The organism is Sporolactobacillus sp. CQH2019 (assembly GCF_028765345.1).
Lineage (GTDB): Bacteria > Bacillota > Bacilli > Bacillales > Sporolactobacillaceae > Sporolactobacillus.
Window position 1 is genome coordinate 1 of sequence record NZ_JARAJZ010000002.1, and the last position, 21,807, is coordinate 21,807.

The following is a 21,807-nucleotide window of genomic DNA, read 5'->3' on the forward strand; positions in this document are numbered from 1 at the left end:
GAAGTGCGGGAACGGACAGAAAGTATCGATCAAGCAGAAATAACGCATGGCCTAAAATTTTGGCTGCCGCAAAGCCTTGATCAATCATCTGTACCACATGTGACTCTTGACGCTCATTCGCTCCATTCCAATGAAAAGGGGTTTTCACTCCGTCTTGAAGATTGAGAAACAGTGGTAGGCAGAACGTTTTCTTAGTGTTGCCAATCAGGACGCCAACGGCGCCCCAGAGGTGACCAAAGATAAAACTTGATTTGGAAACATCTTCGGATTCCTGGTAAAGCTTCTTTACACCCGGCATAAACCGTGCTTCTTTAGCCTGTTTGACACCGTCACCAACGAGAATCACAGCATCACCTTCACATCGGAGCGGTGCGTGTTTGAGAACGACACGCAGCCATTGTTGACGCAGATCATCTAGAGACCAAGCGCTTGAACGAAAAAAGTGAATAAGCGTTTCGTAACAACCCGGATTAAGTGATAAGTCACGGATGATTGAGGTCACACCAAGACAATCAGAACGAACCATCATTCCAGTAATAATAACAACAAACCATTTGAAAGCAGCGAATCTATGGAAACAGGAACGGAATTACCAAAAAAAAGAATCCATAAATTTTAACATGGCACTAGTCAATCACCATACGACGGGTTAAACTAGAAACGCGATAACCCTTGGTGATTTTTTCTCCTCGCTTGTGGTAAAGAGAGGATACCATAAAATCCCATTTAAGGGTTATCCTTTTGTATTATTTACACAGAACTTTTCACTCTCCAGTATTGGATCATCAGAATATTTTTCTTCTGAGATATGACGGTAAGGTTCCTTGTTTTGAAAACCATACTGAAAAAGCATAAAGGTTATGACTATCGGTTGGATCTATAGTCCAGTTAATAAGGAGGCTGCCGGTTTAGTAACTGCCGCTTTGACAGGCCTAACTGTTCATCTTCAAAAGCGAAAGTGACAATGTCGAGAAAAGTGGAGATTGAAAAATGAATGAACCGACTTTGAAAGAAAGATTAATCCAGGATATTCTGAATATGTCTAATGATCAGGTGAAGGCAATCGATAAGATGATTACTGAATATAAAAAGTCACTAATTCCTTATGATGATGAACCGTTGACCGCTGAAGAAGAACAGGCCATTAAAGAGGCTGAGGATGATCTTAAAAATGGCCAAACAGTTTCTTATGACGAAGTATTTGGAAATGAAGAGCTATCTGAAGAAGAAAAGCAGGTATTAAGGGAATACAATGCCGAGAAAATGAAATTTGAGGACGTTGATAAAATCAGGAGGGAGGAATGATACGGCTTCCTGAGATGTAATCGACGGTCAATCTCAGTACCCATCAAAGTGAAGGGTACTTTCTTTTATTCGACTTCAACATCATCACCGAATATTTCTTTGATGCGATCTTCAAAATGTATATGTATGTCCTTAAATTTATCATCAAACTCTTCCCGGGTCATGATTCCTTTATCCATCAATATATATAGCATGGCTGTGATTCGTTCATAATTTAATACGGCCTCGGTTCCCAGTTCGGTCATGATTTCATCGTTTGATCTTGACATATTTTCATCTCCTTATTTAGATAGGTTTACCCTGTTCGGCAGAAATTATGAATGTATTAATCGATAAATAGAAAGAGAATAATGAAATTTATTAATAAAAACCGATCTCATCAGAAACTGGGCATCTCTTGACATATACGGATAAAATAATCGTTTTAACCCTAAAATCAGACAGTGTAGAAATCAGTTTGGAGGTGTCCAAACTAACAGAATATCCTGTCCGTTTAATCGTTGGCGGAAGCAACGGCATGGAATCTGAATGAAACATCATCTGTGAAAAACAGGATCACTCGTTAAAAAATATGGTTATCCGGAGAATATAAATAAATGACGACTATTATCTGTGATGATGCATTTGAAGGAAAAGTTATCTATGAAGATACGGGATTTTCGAACGCTCTAAAATGACGAACATGATTTTGCTAAAGAAGGGCTATGTTCTTGTAAGCGGCGGCGTACGCAAAGCAGGATGAAGGAGAAAATAACGGAGTCGGCATTGATTACAGACGGACATCATGATCTCTTCGGCTCGTGTAGGGATGAATGGCCCATCTCCTGCACTTTCATGGAAAAACAAAGGGTTCCCGTTTGTTGTGCCATGCCGGAGTGGGCAATTAAACTCTGTATCTCCATGTCTCGGGAAAAATACAGGCTAGTCAATTATTTTCATTTTTTTAGTGAAGCAATGATGCAGAATCTAAGACATTAAAAATAAAATCATTTGCTAAATGGCAATCATTTAGCGAATGATATTTTCTTGTACATCAGAGCGGTATCCGTTCACGACAGGCGCTCTGCAACAGGATTCGGGGCGGATAGTGCAGAAGTTGTACGGTTTTCAATCGGATGATTCTCTATAACATAATAAATGGTGTAGCTTCCTGCACATATAATGGCAAGAATTAAAACGGAAGCAATGATGCCGAACCAATGCCGGATAATAAACGGTTTTCTTTTTTCCATGTTGTGATATCTGTGTGCTTCCACCTAACATCACCTCGTATAAATATATTATAAAACGGAGATCGCCGAGCCCTTAAAATTTCAAAATAAAACTATAACTTTCAAAAGAATATATGAAATCCTGCCTTCATCAAAAATGTAATGAAACAAGCATTTGCTTGAAATATAACCGTTATATTCAACTGTTAGAGTAAAAAGTAGCCAAAGTAAAGAAAATAAAGGGTGCTTATAATAATGAAGAAAATGATTCTGTTGCTGATAACAGTCGTGTTTTTGCTGTCGGGTTTTTCAAATGTCGCTTCGGCAAAGAGTTCATCCGTAAAATTAACGGTTCAGGCAACGGCCTACTGTGAACTCGGCCGGACGGCAACCGGTTTCGATCTTTCAAAAAATCCGAATGCAAAGGTGATTGCTGTTGATCCGCGTGTTATTCCGCTCGGTTCGAAAGTATACATTCCCGGGTACGGAACCGCTGTTGCCAGAGATACCGGCGGAAGAATAAAAGGACATATTATTGATGTTCATCTCCGTTCTCACGCACAGGCGATTAAATGGGGAAGAAAAAAAGTGAATATTATCGTTTACCGTAGATAAAAGGAAACACCCTTTACGATCGAAGGATCGGATGGGTGTTTTTTTTGCGTTTCTTCATAAGATGAAACAGGCTGAATGAACGTGGAAAAACAGGGAAAAGTGATAGAGAAGGGCCTGGATGGGCAGACAGCGTGCTTTTTGCAGGATGATGATCAGCCGTTTCATCTTTTCATTCGTCGATTTAGAAATTTTTTTACTTGTTTTCCATGACATGACCGCTTAGTAATGATAAAATAAAGTCATGCTTTGTTGATTGTTGTCTTTTAATTGCTGCCTTTTAATTGCTGTTTTGTTAATTGCGGGTGCATTCTTTAAATCGGATGCCGCCTGTTGATTTAAATTTATTTTGAATATGGAATGGAGCGAGTGAAAATGGAGAAAACGTTTATAGTCACTGATGAAACAGGTATTCATGCCCGTCCTGCAACGGTTCTGGTAAGCGAAGCAAGTAAATTCGAATCGAATATTAATATTGAATACAATGGCAAAAAAGCCAATCTGAAAAGTATTATGGGTGTAATGGCTCTGGGCATTATGCAGGGTGCTGAATTCACGGTAACGACGGAAGGCTCCGATGCCGACGAAGCCGCCGCAGCCATCGAAAAAGTTATTACCGCACAGAGCATCGGCAAAGAAAAATAAGCAGCGTGTTAGGCCGAGCAAAAAAGAGCGGATCTCCGGAGAATCCCGGGGACCCGCTTTTTTTGATTAAGTTGCATGCTTTCTGCTGGACAGGGCTGTTTTTTAAAAAATTCACACGATCTGGACAGGTTGTTAAAAAAGCATGACGATTGATATTTTTATGGCCGCTGAAATTAAAACAGCTATTTTCGATGAGTCGGCTGACGAAGCAGTCTCTCAAGGAATAATTGTTTGATTTTAGTATCCGGCGCTTTGAAACGGCAACTAGTCATTTTCTGTTTCCGGCTGGTGTCCTGCCCGGTATTTAAGCATTGCCTGCGCCGCAAAAGTCTGGACGATCAGAAAGATACCGCCGACGATCCAATAAAGCGGAAGAGCCGCGGAAGTAGACATAGAAGCAAAGACAATCATAACCGGAGAGATCAGACCGATCCACTGCATCGACTGCTGCTGGCTGTCGTCGCCCGCAGGCATCAGCTTCTGACTGATTCTGAACTGCAAAAAATAGACGACTCCGGCTGCAACTGTCAGAATAAGATCAGTATGTCCCAAACTGAACCACAGAAAGTGATGGGAAGCGATTTCCTGTGAATTTCTTATGGCGTAATAAAAACCCGTCAGAATCGGTATCTGAATCAGAATCGGCAGGCAGCCAACAGCAGAAAGCGGATTAATATTGTGCTTTTTATATACGCTCATCATTTCCGCTTGGATTTTTTGTTTTTCAGCGGGATCGTCCGCTTTTTTCATCCTTCCCTGGATGTCTGCCAGTTCCGGCTGTACAGCTTTCATTTTCTTTCTTAAATCAAATTGCTGAATATACTGTTTCATCATCAACGGCGCGAGCACAAGCCTGATCAGTATGGTCAGGGTGATAATTGCCATACCGTAGTTATTCCCGAATAAAGAAGCGGCAAACTGAATCATTGTTGTAAAAGGTGCGACTAGCTGTCCCAAATTTTTTCCTCCTAAAAATGCGGCTGACGGCATTCATTCTTCGTCAGTCTTCGAGTATAAAAAGTATCAATCATACACTCAGAGTTTTAGAAGGAAATTTATGATGTTTCGAGTCATTGCCCGAGCTTTCTTTTCTGCACATGATATGTGACAACCAGAGAAGGAAAGAATCAATGAAGCGAACGTGTGTTCGAAAAAAGACGCTGATCGGCAAGTGCGGCTTATATTCGCTGCAATACTGAAGCGAACACGGACGGGCTTTACCAAAACGGAGAATGCGAAGAAAAGGCATCGAAAGCCCTAAAATAAGAAAGAGTGTCGGGAGTGCGGGGTCATTCAGCATATAGGTCAGTAAATCAATTATGGCTGTCACCTTCTTTCGATTGAAGACTTTCTTCATTATATCATATGGCTTGTCCTTTTATGTTGCGGATGATCATCAGACAGTGAATCAGACCGGAAACGTCTGTGATGATAACGAAGATGGCAATCATTATCGGTATACCGCCGATATAAAAAAGAAAGTACCAGGCTGAAGATAAAAATATATCTTCTTCCAGACAGATTTTCATTCGAGGGATAATTTTCGAAAAGCCGTGAAGTGCTGGATTGCAGTCCCGGATTTTTTGGAGGTTCACAGTGGAATTTCATGATTAAGCCGCTTTCTGGAGGGTCCGGCGTCGCTTTTCTTCCCGGGAATATGAATTATGTTGATGATTGAAGAAGGCAAACTGATGCGGAGGCTGTCAATGATTAGAAAAAACGTTACTTTTCCTTTGCACCCGGAAACTGGATATTGAAGAGCAGCCGATTTGCAGGGGACGGAGCATGCAGGGGCGACGATGTATTGTGCCGGCTCTATATTTTGCTCTGCCAGGGCCAGTGGGTTAAAAACGAATAAAAATCGTATGAAAATTGTTGACATCTGTTGATAAGGATGATATATTATTTTAGTCGCTGTTGTTACTCTTTATTGACAGATGATGATTATGAAGGTATAATTACTTTGTATCATCGTAAGCCTCGGTTGACAGCAGTTAATTTTTTTGTTAAAATCTATAACGCTGTCTTCGAGAATAATAGCTTTTTGGAATGTTCCTTGAAAACTGAACAAAAGCCAAGCGCAATTGAGAAGGGGCCCACCCTTCAATCAATTCAAACAGCTGAGGAATCAAACACGGAAACAACGGATCTGCGGATCCGAAGCAAGNCTTATATCATATATTGATCATTAAATCAATACATGATGGTAAACTAATAATTATTTATTGCATATTATCGACGATAAATAATAAATTATCGAGTATATATTGATAATATTCTTACTAAATGTTTAGCGTACAGGGTTAATATGACAAGTATCCTCTTCTTCTATTTGCGGGATAATCGCCGCCCATCCCAACTGACGCAATGCCTCCCTAAAATATCTTTTTTCACAACTGCAGTCTCATGTATTTCCCGGCTAAAAATTTTATAGACAGATAACAGATAATAACATTTTTATCATTTTGCCACCACAAAACAACACTCTTTGCCGCCAGCTGCCGAGGAGCAATAAAGCAGCCTGGTTCCCGGTAATTAAAAACGGCAAGGCCTATAGGTTCAAGTCTTGACCGTTTGTTCTGCTTGAATAACTGCTTTCAAATATTTTAGTTATCGCAGTTGCTATTGCTGCTTGTGTAATGGTAGAGGCTGTCGTATTGTCGTATTTCTGATAAATTTCCAATACAATCTGTTTATTCTAGGTTATTGCTTTTAAAAATAGTGAAAATGACAGTGGTTTCCCTCGTGATTGATCACTAAAAATTTGAAGTAAACTGACTGAGGCGGGCCGCTGTTAAGCGAGGAGTAAAAGTCAAAAAATCCTTCTCTGAAGGAAGGACTTTTTGACTTAACCAGTGAATCGTAGGCGACATGACCTTGATTTTGTCAGCCTTAAATTTAACGCACCGGATTCCGGCACTTTAGAATTGCGATCAATGCGACATATTCATTAATTTTTCTGCCGGTTCTTTATTTTTCATTTTATCCCGTGCAAAAACGAGTGCCGCGGCAGCAATTCCCATCAGTGTAATGATGATGTCCAGCCAGAAGGCATTAACAACACTCCCCGGTTTATTTGTTATTAAAATAGCGCACAGAGCGGGCCCGATCCAATACGATAGAGCCGCTCCACAGCTGTAATAACTGGTCACCCGGCCTTTTGCGTTGGGGAAATATGTGGTTAAAATGGACAGGCCAAGCTGCCATACACCGCCTGCCGCGAAAAAGCCGATGATAAGGCCGGTAATTTTGGCCAGCATGACGCTTGGGAACAATACTAAGATAAACAGGAAAATAACTGAAATCACCGTGTAGAGAAGCACAATAGTGATCGGCTTGACTTTAGTGACGATAAGCGAACTCACAAACACCGAAATCAACGATGCCGTCGCATACCAGGAGAGAAGAGTCCCTGCCGCGCTGCTTGACAGGTGCAGAATATTCGTCCCGAAAGCAGGGATATACTGCATAAATAAGTAAAAAGTGATACATGATGAAAAACCGATAAAAACAAGTGGACCGCCATCCAGCCATATTGAACGTTTTACAATGGGTTCGGCGTTATCTTTGTTTGCTGCAGTTTTCGTCTCTACTTTTTTGTCTATTTTTTCGATCGTCTGCGGCGCATATTTGCATAGTGCAAAGAAAACAGCATTAAGAACCATGATCACAGCAAAAATAATTAATAGCGGTACTGCAGTCGGAAACGCCGCAATAAGAAAGGGCAATACAATTTGTGCAAGAGACATGGCTGCTTTAACCAGAGGCATCATTGACGGTGCTTTTTCCTGAAATGCTTCCGTCAGAATCGGATAGCATGAAGTATCGGCAACAGATTGGGAGATGCCGAAAAACAAGGCCGTAATATCTGCAACAATGATATTCGGACTGATGATCAATCCTACAAAGAAAATCAAAGTTGAGATGCAGCTGGTAATTGCAATTGCTTTACGGCCAAATCTATCAGACGCCGGTCCCGCAAACAAGATGACAATGATTCGGGCTATTCCTACCATCGAGATCACTTGCGAAATTCCTGCAAGATTGGTTGACCATGCTTTCTCAAAATAATTACTGTATTGTGATATGATAACAGTCGCAATTCCAAGCATGGCATAGTTTAGATATACCGCGCCCGCGACCGGAAAATACTTGCTCCGTTCCATCATTTTTGCTCACTCCCTTTAATCGTATCTCTCTCCTTATTCTTCAAAAATCCACAAAAAAAGAATTACTCAAATACACTGGATTTCAATTTTCGTTTAATGTCTTCTCTCAACAAATACTTCTTGACTTTTAAGGATGCCGTATGGGGAAGGCTATCTACGATTTCCACGCGTTCAGGAATTTTATACATAGCGATTTGTTTATTTTTAAAAAATGTAATAACCTCATTTAATGACAAACCTTTTTTGACGTCATTCAAAACGACATACGCACAGGACTTTTCACCCAGTCTGCTATCCGGCATCGCGATTACGCTTGCTTCGCGGACGTTGGGATGCTGCATCAGAATGCCTTCGACTTCCGAACTGCTGATATTTTCTCCGCCCCGGATGATAATATCTTTAATTCTTCCTGTAATCCGGATATAACCGTCTTTGTCCATGACCCCTAAATCGCCGCTGTAATACCATCCGTCTTTATCCAAAGCTTTGTCTGTCAGAGCGGGTTCTTTCAGATAACCGGTAAAAACATTGGGACCGCGTGAAGCTTCTTCTCCTTCGACACCCGGCGGAACTTTACTGTGATTTTTATCGACTATTTTCACTTCAATCCCTGCAAGTGAGGCTCCATCGGTCATGAAGATCTTCTCAGCGGAATCTTCTAATTTAGCTGCTGTATGCGGGACGCTTTCCGTTGAACCGTACACGCCCATCAATCGGATTCCTCTGTTCCTCGCCGTTTTTAGCATTTCTCTTGGAATCGGAGAACCTCCGCATAGAAAGAAACGCAGGGAGGAAAGATTATAATTGTTTCTCTGCAGAGCGAGGAATAAATCGTGGACAACGGGTGTACTGCCCATTCCTGCCGTGCACGGTTCGCGCTCAATGAGCCGCAGCGCTTCCTCCGCGTTAAAAACATCCTGCAGCACACAGGTTGCGCCAATCATAAAAGAGGCTGTCAGCCCATGGTGAAAACCAATGGCATGGGCAACCGGTGCCGGCATAAATACAGTATCCAGATAATTCAGATGAAAGTTTGCACAAAATGCACGCTCACTGGCAATAATATTATTGTGAGTCAGCATGACGCCTTTCGGCACTCCTTCTGTACCTGAGGTAAAAAGGACAGCCGCCAAATCATTGGCCTTCAGAGGACTGTACTGAGAGAATGGCTCGCAGGATTTCAGAATGTTTGCCAGCGTACACTGAGTCCATGCTTTCGTTCCCTTTTCAACGACCACCACTTTTTGCAAAGATGAAACATTTTTCCTGATCTGTGCAATAATTGATGGATAATTTTGTTTTCTAAACTGCGAAGGAATAAACAGCACTTTTGATTCACATTTTTTAAGAATATAAGTCAGTTCGCTTCCCTTGAAGTTAGGCAAAAGCGGATTGATGACGGCTCCTGTTTTTAAGCAGGCTACATAAATCATCATGAACTCCGCCCATCCCGGCAATTGTACGGATACAAAATCTCCCGCTTGAATACCCGCCTCTATCAAAAAAGAGGCTATTCTGTCAGCCGCCCTGTCTGTCTCCTTATAGGTCAGCTGCAGTCCATGGTTGTCTTTAACTACCGTTTTCTCAGGAAAACTGAGGACAGATATTCTCCACAAGTCCGCTAATGTCGCATCGCCCCAATGCCCTTCGCGCCGATATTTGTCTATCTGAGAACGGTTCAGCTTCATTTCCAAATCCACATCAAACTCCTCCTCCCCGGGCTGATTTTAAAAGACAAAGAATCGATCAGCCTTCCCTGAAAACAACGCCCTTACCCTGCTCAGGATAATTCCATGAATAACCGGGGAGACTCTGATTCAGTCTTTCACAAACTAACCGGCAGTTTCCGCATTCCAGACAGCCTACATGATCGAAAGTCAATTTCTGATTTTCTTCATCCCACTGATACCGTTCCGCCGGACAGCATCTCGTGCATGCCTTGTGCCCGCACGTTAAACATTGCTCCGGGTCAATAACGATGTGTGGATGCTGATCATCACTATTAAACTTATTTTGAGCCAGGCAGTTATCCATTTTCATGTGTATCACAGAGATCGACTTCCTTTAAAAGCGTCTTTCACCATACCGAACAATGACACTTTTCCTTTTATGGACTGCCTGGCCGCAGTCATTACCGATTTCGCCGGCGTTCCGTCAACGGTATACAGATCTTTCATCAGCGCGATGGCAAGATCCGGATACGTATTAAAAAGGTGTTTCGAATGACCCATATAATCATGAGAATTCTTTAATGTCTTCAGATCTTTTATCACTGTCTGATCGAGTCTGTTTTGATAGGATTTCAATAAATTTTCAGAGAAATCATCCGCCTCAATAGCTTCAATGGCTGTATCCGCCGCGGCCATTCCTGAGAGTATTGCATAATCCATGCCACGGACTGTAAAACCGCGATTAATAACGAGCCCGGCGGCATCTCCGACAAGAAGGAATCCATCAGAGCACAGACGGGGCAATGAGCGGAAGCCCCCTTCCGGAATCAGATGGGCGCTGTACTCGATCAATTTGCCGCCTTCAAGATAGCGGGCAATTGAGGGATGATACAAATACCGTTCAATCATCTCCGTTACGGAAAAATCGGATTCCTTTAACGCAGACGCATCTACCACAATGCCTGCCGAAATACTTTCTTTATTCGTATAGAAAAAGGCACCGCCGCTTACTTTTCTTGTACAATCGCCGGCACACAGCATGGCGGCACCCTCCCCGGCGGAAAGATTGAAACGGGCATTGATCTCATCTTCCGATAATCCGTAAACACATTTAACACCCACCGCAATATCGGAAATCGCAAGTTTCCGTATCATGCCCGCTCGTTCCGCAAGCAAAGCATTCACTCCTTCCGCATCAATGACCAAATCCGCTTCCAGTTCCTCGCCGCCTGTCTCAATTCCGCAGACTCTTCCCTCACGAAGAACAAGACTGTTTACGGTTGTCCCTGAAATGACCATCGCCCCGGCCTCTTCCGCCTTTGAAGCCAGCCATGCATCGAACCGGGTTCTCAAAACGGAAAATGATTTCGATTGGGTGGATTGAAAAGATGTATCGACCGTCATGCTGTCCTTTTCAGTCATCATCATCAACATTTCCCGTTTGATTTCCCGTTCCAGAGGAGCATTCTGCCACTCCCCGGGCATCAATTTTTCTAAGGCGTAGGTATACAGGCGGCCTCCGCTCACATTTTTTACTCCGGGAGATTCTCCCCTGTCAACAAGCACGACTTCTTTTCCCGCCTTAGCCAGACGGTAAGCTGCGGCGATGCCTGCTAATCCGGCACCGATAACGATTACTTGAAACTTTTCATCAGCCATAGTAACTTACTCCTTAGAACAATTTATCCGTACATGCCGCTTACTCATTTACTGTTTTATGATCTTTGCTGATAATCACTTTGTCGTATTCCAGTTTCTGTAACTCGTCCGGAGAATAACCGTACTGCGACAGTATCTCTCTATTGTCATGACCGAGCGGTTTCGATAATCGCATCTCCGGATTTCCTACTGTTTTAAAGCGTACAGGCGAAGTAATCAGTACCCGTTCATTTCCGGTCGGATATTTTACTTTTCTGAGACAATCATTCGCCCATGCCTGCTCGTCTGCCAGAATTTCATCCGGCGTGTAGCCTTTTTCAAAAGCAATATCGTTTTCTTTAAATAATTGAATCCATTCATCAAGGTTTTTCTTCACCATCTGCTCACTGATAATGTCAATTACTTCCGAATTAAGCTTCAGTTCGTTAACCCGCTCTATTGTCCGGTAGTTTTCATTGTCGGCGAGATCCGGACGATCCAGCATTTTCATCACCTTGTTATAATCGCGATTGTATTCAGGGGCACAAAAGACAAACCATCGGCCATCCTTCGACTTGTACGTATTGTTAAAAGGATTGGCTACCCGTCTTCTCGATTTCGGATACTTATTTCCGAATTCGGAAGCGACAATAGCGACATTCATCATAAACAGCGCTGTATGATGCAGGCTGACGGTTACCTTATCTCCCTTGCCCGTTTTCTGTCTTCCGACAAGAGCCGCACAAATGCCCCCGGCCAGGCACATACTCGCCTGAAAATCGCCGTAGGCATTGACTTCATTAAGCGGCGACTCACCGGGTTCAGTCATTGAGGTCAATATACCTCCCCGGCATACATAGGCCGTGGCATCGAATCCTGCGGCATCTTTCTGCGGACCCTTCTCCCCATAGCCAAGAATCTGGGCGAAAACCAGCTTTGGATACCTTTTGCTTAATTCTTCATAGGAAAAACCCATTCGTTCCAAAGCTTTTGTCCGGAAACTGGTGACTAAAACATCGGCTGTTTCCAGAAGTTTATATGCGATTTCTTTTCCTTCTTGGGTCTTTAAATTAATACAAACAAATTTTTTATTAACATTGGCAATGTCAAATGCCGGATTTTCTTCGTCTGAGTACGGCATATTAAAGACTCCCGCCTGAGTTCTGCAAGGATCGCCTTTCGGCGGTTCTATTTTAATAATGTCGGCTCCCCATTCGCCCAGCACTCGGGGCACGGTGGGCGCCGCCATAAATGCATCCATTTCTATGATTTTTACACCTTCAAGAGGTTTCATCATTCACCAATCTCCTTTAACAATTAAACTTAAGAGCTGAAGCATTCATTCTATGAGACTTTCAGATTTTCAGAATTAATTAAGAATGCAGGAAGCGGACTTCCTGCAATTATCCAAATAAAAAGAGCCATGATACTATGCTATTATTCGATATTTCCGCCGTTTTCAATAAGCGGCCGCGCGGCTGTTAACCGCTGAACCGTGCGCGGTCCCTCTTCGAACCAAAGCGCCCGTGCATCACGATACATCCTTTCCACCGGTCCATACGGATTATCCTCAAAATATCCAATGCCTCCGAAGATTTCCAGGCATGAATCAGAAACCGTGCGTACCGTATCGATCCCGTGCAGTTTGCACATTGAGGATTTCATTTCAATATTTTCGCCCCGGTCAAACTGACGGGCCGTATCCCATAAAATACTGCGGAGTGCGTAAACCTGCGTTCCCATGTCCGCAATCATTTGTTGAATCGCCTGACGTTTGACCAGAGGTTTCCCAAAGGTGACTCTGTCCTTTGCTCTTGCAATCGCCAACTCCAGGAACCTTTGCGACAAGCCAAGGCAGCTGACACCAATTGAAGCACGCGACAGAGCCAAGGCGTCCATGAAAATATCCAATCCGTCTCCGACATTGCCCAGAACATGGTCCTCATCAACCTCGACATCCTTAAGATGTAAATAAGCATGTCCGGCCCCGCGGCATCCCATCATATGAGGCATTGGTTCTACATTGAATCCGGGGAGATCTGTTTCTACGAAGAATGCCGTCAGCCCGCCTTTTTTCCGCTTGTTTTCATCGGTCACAGCAATGACATAGGTGCCGTTTGCAATATCCGTATGAGAAATAAGCGTCTTTTCCCCATTAATAACCCACTTGCCGCCTTTCTTAACGGCAGTCGAGCGAATATCCGCTCCGGAACCGCAATCCGGTTCTGTCAAGGCAAAATTAATATATAAGTCGGCATTGGCAAGTTTCGGCATCCATTTATCTCTTAATTTCTTTGAACCGTGTTCATACATGATCCGCCAGTCCAGGCCGTTTGCATGGTGCAGATTCATTCTCATGCCGCCGGGACCCCGGCATATTTGTTCCAGTACCGGGAAGAATTGTTCGACATTTAGTCCCTTTCCGCCATATTCTTCCGGAACAGTGAGTCCAAAAAAGCCGTTTTTACGACAAATATCAAAGAACTCCTCCGGAAAAACATTTGTTTGTTCAATCTCCGGCTGAAGAGGCTCCAATTCCTCTTCAACCACTTTACGTGTGTGCGTAATCAACTTATTTAGCTCTTCGTCGCTTAATTTCATACTTCTCTTCTCCTCCACATTTTTTTATTTTTAGCGCCAAGCCTAAAAACATCTGACAATAAACGATCACCTCCGCAAAAGCGTTTTCACAAATACTTTAGAAACGGGATGCAGCCGCGAAACCGTTCACATCCCGATTTCGCTTATATCTTATTTCTTTGAATAATCCAAAACAATTTGTTTCTATAAACAAGAGCAGGCATTGTTTGTCCTAACATGATTGATTAATTTCTATTGGTTGTTAACTGATTATTTTTTTTTAGTCGGCTTTACAGGGATTGATTTCAAGTTGATCCGGCACAAAAAACTGATAGGCGCGCTGTAACCGTCTGAGCGTGTTTATTTTTTTAATGAAAGTCCATTACATATAGACTGGTGACCGTCAGCAAGCAGTGCCGGCTGTTTGAACTTCCTATTTCCATGCCGACTGCTGACAGCATGGCATAAAAAAAAGGAGCGCAGCCATCATGCCCTCTGCAGTCCAATTTTCCAAAAAGAAAACGGCAGTTTCGAAATCGAATTCAAAACCGCCGCTAAACATAAATTATTCCATGATAAGCATGGCATTTTCTCTTCAAGGCGACAGTCCGTTTGCCTCTCATTCAATCAGGAATTACTGGTGCTTAATAAAACGTCTGTGACACAGCTTTCATAACAATTGCAGCCCCATTTTATCCTTTTGAACAATTCAAGACAAATTATTCTTATTAAAAAGCATGCCATTATTTATTTTAATCTGATTGACAATAACTATTGGTTATAAACAATTAATAGCCGCTTCAAATCGGCGAATTATGTGAACAAATTCTCATTTTTGAATGATAAAATATTATGTGGCAAACGTGACGGGGCACAATGAAAAGGCTTACACAGCATCTGTAATTCATTTTTTTGCCATTGGATCTATTTCAAGATTTTATAGTGTCGTATTTTTATAATTTCATTGATGAGAGGAGAAAGGGGAATGGAACTTTACCAAATAAAATATGTACTTGCCGTTGCCAAACATCAGAATTTTACAAATGCAGCAGCTGAACTTTGTATAACGCCTTCAACTCTTTCCCAACAGATTAAAAAATTCGAAGATGAGCTAGGCGTTGAATTATTTTCCCGCTCAACCCGCCACGTTCAATTAACCCCGGGCGGTCTGGAATTCGTAGAGCGTACAAAAAGAATCGTCGGTGATTTAGATGACAGCGAAAAAGCAATGAAAAAGTTCGCCTTGGGTCTAAAGGGCCAACTATCGGTCGGAAGTACGCCGGCGATGAAAGTGTTCGGTATCATCCACTTAATCAGCGCTTTTGGTAAACAGTATCCGAACATTTCCATACAGCTGCATGAGGCAGAGTGTTTTGATCTATACCCGCCTCTTGATGCCGGAAAAATTGATCTCGCCTTTCTGACCGCCTTTAAATCCGACTGTTCAAAACAAAAGCTGGATGCCTTTCCAATCGCGGAGGACGAGCTGGTCCTTGTCACAAGTCTGGATCATCCGTTTGCCAAAAGAAAAACCATAGATCTAAAAGAGGCGGCTGATGAATCATTTATCATTCTTTCGCCGACTTCCGGTCTGTACCAGGATACGCTTGAAGCCTGCCATTCAGTAGGCTTTAAGCCTCATTTCACTTTTACTACAAAATATGTCGATACATGCATGGGGCTTGTTTCCGAGAACGCCGCCATCGCCTGTGTTTCATCAAAAACGGTCCTGAATACTTTATGGAAAAATGTCGCCATTGTTCATCTAAAGCAGCATTTTGTTCGGACGTTGTTTTTAGTCATCCCTCATAATAATAAATCACCTGTCGTCCGCAATTTCAAAAAATTTCTTTTTGACCATCTGGACCCCAGCCAATTACCAAAGAAAGTTGAATGATTCATGAAAGGGTCCCTCCCCTTCTTTTTTAGGTAATAGTAAAATAGTTTTCAAAACTTTCCCTGATTCAGTGCAAAATAGATGCGCCGATTTCACGTACCTGAACGCGTCCCAACTGTGCCTCTCGGCATGCTTAATACCGGATCAGAAAGCGGCTGTGACCGTCAGCATTTAATGACTAACCGACAGTCAGCTTTCTAAACCGGCTGAAGAAATTTTCCAAAGCAGCAGAAGATCTCCTTTTGGTTGAATTAAATTCTTCACCACAAACAGATGCCTCCATTTCATCAACAGATGAACGAAAAAATCGGAATAAATGCCGATTTCTCCAGTGATCGTAAAACCGGATCACAAATGATGAGCGTGAAACAAATTCAATTCCACGGATGTCTTATTGTTTATCTCCAGTAATCGATCCGCTTTTCATTAGACACGGCCTGTATAATCCAAAAAGGATGTACAGTATCAAATTGTTTAAGATTATTTGGAGCGGTACCATTGTAGGCGAAAAGGAAGCGTGTTCTTTTTAATCTGGCGAGCTGAAGTTTTCACGCTTTGAAAAGAAGGATTGATTTTGGGGAGGCAAATAGAATGGAGCTAACATTAACCGAAGAGCAGCAGGAGCTAAGAGATCTGGTCAGAGAATTTGCCCAGAAAAAGGTTAAACCTCATGTTAAAAGTTTGGATGAAAAAGGAGAATTCCCGGGTGCGCTTTTAAAAGAGGCTTTCGATATGGGCCTGCATGTGCTGGAGATTCCTAAAAGTTATGGAGGGATGGGGCTGGATTTTAAGACGACGGCTATTATTTTTGAGGAACTGGCCAAAGTAGATGCCGGTTTTGCAATTTCACTCGTCTCTACTTTCGTCGCTTTAAGAGGCGTTATTTTGGCAGGAAATGATCACCAAAAGAAATTATTCTCCGATATCATCGTCCCCGGTGCATTTGCTGCTTTTTCAATAACCGAACCCAATGCCGGTTCAGATGCGGGAGCGATCAGGGCGACGGCTGTTAAAGACGGGGATGAATACATCCTGAACGGACGCAAGTGTTTTGTGACAAACGGCGGCGTAGCGGATGTGTACGTTGTTTTCTTTTCGACAGATCGTGAAAAGGGCACTCACGGCATTTCCGGCTTCATTGTGGAAAGGAACCGTCCGGGTATTACCGTTGGCAAAGAAGAAAATAAAATGGGACTTCGGCTTTCAAATACCACTGATGTCGTATTCGACAACGTACGTGTTCCGGCCGATCATTTAATCGGTAAGGAAGACGAAGGATTCAAAATCGCAATGAAAGCGCTTAATGTATCAAGAGCATTTGTCGGGACGTTAGCAGTCGGCATTTGCCAGGCAGCTATTGACCAAAGTATAAAATTTGCCCAAGAGCGTGAACAATTCGGCCAGCCGATCGCCCATTTTCAGGCTATTCAAATGATGCTTGCCGATATGGAAATTCAAACTGAAGCAGCCAGACAGCTTGTTCAACATTCAATGGATCTTATCGATCAAAATGAAGGACAGCAGGCTATCATTGAGGCCGGTGCCATTACAAAAACATTTTGCGGGGATACGGTTGTCAAAGTCACAACGGATGCCGTTCAGATATTCGGAGGCTATGGCGTCAGCAAAGAATATCCTGTAGAAAAATTGATGAGAGATTCAAAGGTTTTTCAGATTTTCGAAGGAACTAACCAGATTCAGCGAATAGTGATTGCCCGCCAAATGTTGCGTTGATTTTCTTATTTTTTATTTTTTAATTACCGTTTTGAAAGGAAGGAACTATGATCATGAATTATTTAGTTTGCATCAAGCAGGTCATTGATAGTTCACAATTACAAATTAATGCCGACAGCGGAAATTTTGATGCTTCGAAAGCAGCAAAGATGATCAGTTCATACGATAAGAACGCCCTCGAGGCTGCCGTTCAGTTAAAAGAATCCTCCGGCGGTAAAGTAACTGCGCTGTCCCTGGGCAGCGACGACGCATTAAAAGCACTGAAAGAGTGCATTTCTGTCGGTGCAGACGAAGCCGTGCTGATCAGTGAGAATTCAGCAGATTCATTTGATGCATACACGAAAGCGGCTCTTCTTTCGGCGGCTATTAAACAATTGGGTGACTTTGATATGATCTTCTGCGGTAAACAGGCGACCGATGATGCAGAGGGCCAGGTGGGGCCGCAGATAGCGGAAAAGCTGGCTATTCCTCATGTCTCGTTTGCTGCAAAGATCGAACAGTCCGATCATAATGCGGTGATTACAAGAGAAGCGGATGACGGATTGCAGGTTATCCATGTATCGCTCCCCGTACTAGTGACGGCCAGTGATGTTATCAATGAACCGCGCTTTGCAACGATAAAAAGCAAAATGGCTGCTAACCGGGCAAAAATCAAAATTCTGCATGTTTCAGATTTAGAAAGCGAAACAAAAATCGACGGTATCCCGTTAAAAATTATTAAAACAGTTGTTCCTCCGAAAAGAGACGCAGGCATAAGAATTAAGAGTCAGTCAGATACGGAAACTGCACATGAATTATTTCAAAAAATGCTTGATGCAAAGCTTGTATAACAGGAGGAACAAAAAATGAATAATGAAAATATATGGGTATTTATTGAAAAGAATAAAAACCAAATAAAGAATATCAGTCTTGAACTCTTAAATAAAGGGAGGGAACTGGCAAGAATCAGATCTGAAAAGATAGTCGCCGTTTTTATTGGCAATGACTTAAAAAGCAGCGTGCAGACGATTGCTAATTTCGGGGCGGACGGACTGATTCTTGTAGAAGGAGAAGAATATGCAGCATACAGCAACGACGGATTTACCAATGCACTCTACCTGTTAATTGAAAAATACAAACCTTCAACCATTCTGTTCGGGGCAACAAACGCGGGAAATGATTTAGCCGCCGGACTGGCTGCCAGGCTTCATACAAGTGCGGCCATAAATTGTACAGATTTAGCGATTGACAGTCCGTCCGGAACCATTGAATGGCAGCGCGCCATTCACGGGGGAAGCCTTATACAGACGGTGTCCAGTCCAGAGACCAGACCGCAGATCGGATCGGTTCGTTCCGGCATCTCGAAAAAAGAAAAAATCGGGGACAACCAAAGAATATACGTCATCGAGGAAAAAATTAAAACTCCTTCCGACAAAATCAGGACAAGAATAAAAGAAGTACTTTCAAGCGCACAGGAATCCGGTATAAAACTCGAAGACGCAAAAGTAGTCGTCTCCGGAGGATTGGGAATGGGATCCCCTGAGAATTTCCAGAGAATCGCTGAACTTGCCGATTTATTAGACGGAGCTGTGGGCGCCACGCGAGCCGTTATTGATGCAGGCTGGATTCCTTCCCAGCATCAAGTCGGACAATCAGGCAAAACGGTCAATCCCGATCTATACATTGCCTGCGGAATCTCCGGAGCGATTCAGCATGTTTCGGGAATGAAGACATCGAAAGTCATTATTGCCATTAATAAGGATCCCGAGGCTCCGATTTTCGATATAGCGGACTATGCAGTTATCGGTGATGTCAATAAAATATTACCCGTTCTTATTGAAGAAATTAAAAAAACTCATATTCCGGTTGAATGAACAAGGGCAATCCAATTCTCTTCCCGCCCTCTTTGGAAATCCCTTATCCAAAGAGGGTCAATTTTTTATTAAGGCAGAACAAACGATATACAGGGGATGAAAAATAATATGAATGACAGACAGCAAAGAATAAAAACGGGGCGGCAAAGGATTATCAGTAAACGCCCGCCGATAATCAGTGATGAACCCAGATTTTTCATCTGCACAGTTTGCGGCAATCTGATTATTCAGGAAAAAGATAGCAAATCTCAATTTTCCTTTTGTTGCTGCGGCAAGAAAATGAAGGAGCTTATTCCTCAGACATCCGGGGAAAAAAGTGAAGACCATCTGCCGATTCTAAAGTTCACGGGCGGTATATCCGCCAGCCACGCAGCAGTCGTAGAAATAGGGAACAAGCCTCATCCAATGACCGAAGACCATCATATTGAATGGGTCTATTTAAGAACCGCTCAAGGAGGGCAGCTTAAATATCTAAAACTAAACCGGTTCTCTCAAGTCACTTTCGCTCTCGCGGAGGAAGATGCGTATGCTTATTGCAGCCGTCCGGTATGCAAGGACTGCGTTTTTCATTGTAAAAAAGGATTTGCCGCCTATGCTTTTTGCAATAAAGACGGATTATGGAAAGTGCAATATTAGACAGACAGGGGGAGGAATTTAGACGATGAATAAAAAATATTATTTTCCGGCATCCCTATGTTATTTAAACTATTTCATTTACGGCATGGCCTATATCATGCTGGCCCAAAATATCTCTTTCCTGGCGGGAAAATTTCATACCGATGCGACAGGAATCAGTTTCCTTATCTCAATGTATGGCGTAGGGCGTTTGTTTACAATTTACGCGGCAGGATTTATAGGGGATAAAATAGGAAGAAAACCGATGATTATTTTGGGAGCTCTCTTAATGGCCGGTTTTCTTTTGGGTATTCCTCTTGCCCCCAATTATCCGGCAGCAATGATCGCAGCCATTTTGGGCGGTTTATCTAATGCCTGTCTGGATACGGCGACCTATCCCTGTATGATGGAGTTTTTCCCCAAATATGCAGGGTCGGCAACTGTTCTCATAAAAGCATTCGTTTCTTTTGGGTCGACCCTTTTGCCATTCATCATCGCGGCCTTCATCAATAGCCATATCTATTGGGGCTGGGCATTTTTTCTGCCCGCTTTCGCATACATCTTAATCAGTCTGTGTTTAATCAAGCTTCCATTTCCGCCAATGCAGGTTACCGAAGGACCGGTTTCATCCAATAAAGAGAGTCGTTTTGTCTCAAAGCCTCATTTTAAGATTGAGGGATTTTCACTTATTTTGATTGGATTTACAGCCCCTGCCCTGCTTTATATCATGCAAACATGGCTGCCCACATTTGGACAGCAAGCTATTGGCATGAGCCTGGAAAGTTCTCTTAAGCTTATAAGCTGGTACGGTATCGGATCGGTGATTTCCGTTCTTGCACTGACAATCGTTCTTAAAAAAGTGAAACCGGTTACAGTAGTGCTTGTTTTTCCAATTGCCTCTTTTTTTGCAACATTGTTTTTTTTACTCGCCAAATCTTTTATCGTTGCAAAATTAATGGCCTTTCTTATTGGTGTGACGATAGCCGGTGTTCTGCAATTAGGCTTGACCGTATTCTGCGAATTCTTCCCTGAAAAAAAAGGGACAATCACAGGCATTATGTATACCTCTACAGGGATTGCACAAACCGTCATTCCTTTTTTAACCGGTCTGATTTTAAAATTCCACAATGTTCAGGGCATCTTTATCTTTTCCTTAATGATTAACTTGCTGGCGATTGTATTCGGTTATATCGTGAATTTCAGATACAGAAAGCTGCTGAAACTCCCTTTGAAAAAAGATGGGGAAAAAGCAATATAAGCGGTATTAAGGCTATAAAGCCTACCTTGGAGAGGGAATGAAAAAATATGCCACGAATTGCTGTTTATCCGGGGAGTTTTGATCCAGTGACCCTTGGCCATCTTGATATTATTGAACGGGGAAGCCGGATGTTTGATCACCTCGTTGTAGCCGTCCTGAACAATACAGCGAAACATCCATTATTCTCGGTGCCGGAGCGCAAATTTTTACTGCACGAATCAACAAAACACTTGGCCAATGTCAGCATTGACAGTTTTGACGGCCTTTTAGCGGATTATCTCAAGGAAAAGAATTATTCCATCATTTTACGGGGCCTGAGAGCTATTTCAGATTTTGAATATGAGTTACAGATTTCTTCATTAAATAAGCAATTGAATCCATCAGCTGAAACCTGTTTCATTATGTCAAGCAACAAGTATTCTTTTTTAAGTTCAAGCATTGTAAAAGAAGTGGCAAGCATGGGAGCCGCAGATTGCCCTCTGTCCTCTTTTGTCCCCGCCGTCTCAGCACAGGCACTTAGGAGGAAATTCAACACTTTCGATGGTCTCGCGATGAGGTTTTGAAATGCATTATTTTGTAAAAAGCTTTTGATCGATGATTAAATTTATTATTTAATGCTA

19 protein-coding genes and 1 pseudogene are annotated in these 21,807 nt (G+C 42.6%); 10 read left to right on the forward strand and 10 right to left on the reverse strand.

The features are described 5' to 3' along the window. Window positions 1–529, reverse strand: a pseudogene (locus tag OYT88_RS02925) (hypothetical protein); the annotation flags it as partial. Between the two features lie 461 nt (window positions 530–990). Between OYT88_RS02925 and OYT88_RS02930 the strand changes: the two are divergent. Continuing rightward, window positions 991–1,305 (forward strand): hypothetical protein, encoded by a 315-nt coding sequence (locus OYT88_RS02930; RefSeq protein WP_274397890.1) that lies wholly within the window; start codon window positions 991–993, stop codon window positions 1,303–1,305. A gap of 65 nt (window positions 1,306–1,370) precedes the next feature. Here the strand turns inward: OYT88_RS02930 and OYT88_RS02935 are convergent, their stop codons facing one another. Both OYT88_RS02935 and OYT88_RS02940 read right to left on the reverse strand, forming a co-directional pair. Further along, window positions 1,371–1,574, reverse strand: coding sequence for a hypothetical protein (locus OYT88_RS02935; RefSeq protein ID WP_274397891.1), 204 nt, complete (start codon window positions 1,572–1,574; stop codon window positions 1,371–1,373). Window positions 1,575–2,354: 780 nt separating this feature from the next. Then, on the reverse strand, window positions 2,355–2,561 hold the full coding sequence (locus OYT88_RS02940) for a hypothetical protein (RefSeq protein WP_274397892.1): 207 nt from the start codon (window positions 2,559–2,561) through the stop codon (window positions 2,355–2,357). A gap of 210 nt (window positions 2,562–2,771) precedes the next feature. Here OYT88_RS02940 and OYT88_RS02945 point away from each other — a divergent pair, with 210 nt between their 5' ends. Together OYT88_RS02945 and OYT88_RS02950 are read left to right on the forward strand one after the other, a co-directional pair. Beyond that, window positions 2,772–3,131, forward strand: coding sequence for a 3D domain-containing protein (locus OYT88_RS02945; protein WP_274397893.1), 360 nt, complete (start codon window positions 2,772–2,774; stop codon window positions 3,129–3,131). A gap of 372 nt (window positions 3,132–3,503) precedes the next feature. Then, window positions 3,504–3,773 (forward strand): phosphocarrier protein HPr, encoded by a 270-nt coding sequence (locus OYT88_RS02950; protein ID WP_274397894.1) that lies wholly within the window; start codon window positions 3,504–3,506, stop codon window positions 3,771–3,773. A 264-nt stretch (window positions 3,774–4,037) separates the two neighbouring features. Here OYT88_RS02950 and OYT88_RS02955 read toward each other — a convergent pair whose 3' ends face one another. From OYT88_RS02955 to OYT88_RS02985, 7 genes are all read right to left on the reverse strand, one after another. After that, a complete protein-coding gene (locus OYT88_RS02955) occupies window positions 4,038–4,730 on the reverse strand; it encodes a membrane protein insertase YidC (RefSeq protein ID WP_274397895.1) in 693 nt (230 codons plus the stop codon). 1,976 nt (window positions 4,731–6,706) lie between these two features. After that, window positions 6,707–7,942, reverse strand: a complete 1,236-nt coding sequence (locus tag OYT88_RS02960; RefSeq protein ID WP_274397896.1) for an MFS transporter — start codon at window positions 7,940–7,942, stop codon at window positions 6,707–6,709. Between the two features lie 62 nt (window positions 7,943–8,004). Beyond that, window positions 8,005–9,642, reverse strand: coding sequence for a medium-chain fatty-acid--CoA ligase (gene fadK, locus OYT88_RS02965; protein WP_274397897.1), 1,638 nt, complete (start codon window positions 9,640–9,642; stop codon window positions 8,005–8,007). Between the two features lie 46 nt (window positions 9,643–9,688). Continuing rightward, window positions 9,689–9,982, reverse strand: coding sequence for a ferredoxin family protein (locus tag OYT88_RS20875; protein WP_443029708.1), 294 nt, complete (start codon window positions 9,980–9,982; stop codon window positions 9,689–9,691). A 5-nt stretch (window positions 9,983–9,987) separates the two neighbouring features. After that, window positions 9,988–11,271: an FAD-dependent oxidoreductase gene (locus OYT88_RS02975; RefSeq protein WP_274397899.1), complete on the reverse strand. Its 1,284-nt coding sequence runs from the start codon at window positions 11,269–11,271 to the stop codon at window positions 9,988–9,990. Window positions 11,272–11,311: 40 nt separating this feature from the next. Continuing rightward, window positions 11,312–12,547, reverse strand: a complete 1,236-nt coding sequence (locus tag OYT88_RS02980) for a CaiB/BaiF CoA transferase family protein (RefSeq protein ID WP_274397900.1) — start codon at window positions 12,545–12,547, stop codon at window positions 11,312–11,314. Between the two features lie 140 nt (window positions 12,548–12,687). Further along, complete coding sequence (locus OYT88_RS02985) at window positions 12,688–13,851, reverse strand: acyl-CoA dehydrogenase family protein (RefSeq protein ID WP_274397901.1); 1,164 nt, start codon at window positions 13,849–13,851, stop codon at window positions 12,688–12,690. 964 nt (window positions 13,852–14,815) lie between these two features. Here OYT88_RS02985 and OYT88_RS02990 point away from each other — a divergent pair. The 7 genes from OYT88_RS02990 to coaD all read left to right on the forward strand — a co-directional run bounded on the left by OYT88_RS02990 (window position 14,816) and on the right by coaD (window position 21,750). Further along, window positions 14,816–15,727 carry a LysR family transcriptional regulator gene (locus OYT88_RS02990; protein ID WP_274397902.1) on the forward strand — a complete coding sequence of 304 codons (912 nt, stop codon included), beginning with the start codon at window positions 14,816–14,818 and terminating at the stop codon, window positions 15,725–15,727. 591 nt (window positions 15,728–16,318) lie between these two features. Continuing rightward, complete coding sequence (locus tag OYT88_RS02995; protein ID WP_274397904.1) at window positions 16,319–17,461, forward strand: acyl-CoA dehydrogenase family protein; 1,143 nt, start codon at window positions 16,319–16,321, stop codon at window positions 17,459–17,461. 53 nt (window positions 17,462–17,514) lie between these two features. Further along, the gene (locus OYT88_RS03000; protein WP_274397905.1) at window positions 17,515–18,291 is read left to right on the forward strand and encodes an electron transfer flavoprotein subunit beta/FixA family protein; all 777 of its coding nucleotides are present in this window, start codon (window positions 17,515–17,517) and stop codon (window positions 18,289–18,291) included. A 15-nt stretch (window positions 18,292–18,306) separates the two neighbouring features. Next, window positions 18,307–19,314 (forward strand): electron transfer flavoprotein subunit alpha/FixB family protein, encoded by a 1,008-nt coding sequence (locus tag OYT88_RS03005; RefSeq protein WP_274397906.1) that lies wholly within the window; start codon window positions 18,307–18,309, stop codon window positions 19,312–19,314. 108 nt (window positions 19,315–19,422) lie between these two features. Further along, window positions 19,423–19,950: a desulfoferrodoxin family protein gene (locus OYT88_RS03010; protein ID WP_274397907.1), complete on the forward strand. Its 528-nt coding sequence runs from the start codon at window positions 19,423–19,425 to the stop codon at window positions 19,948–19,950. 25 nt (window positions 19,951–19,975) lie between these two features. Then, on the forward strand, window positions 19,976–21,187 hold the full coding sequence (locus OYT88_RS03015; protein ID WP_274397909.1) for an MFS transporter: 1,212 nt from the start codon (window positions 19,976–19,978) through the stop codon (window positions 21,185–21,187). A 47-nt stretch (window positions 21,188–21,234) separates the two neighbouring features. Next, a complete protein-coding gene (gene coaD, locus OYT88_RS03020; RefSeq protein WP_274397910.1) occupies window positions 21,235–21,750 on the forward strand; it encodes a pantetheine-phosphate adenylyltransferase in 516 nt (171 codons plus the stop codon). Window positions 21,751–21,807: the final 57 nt, after the last annotated feature.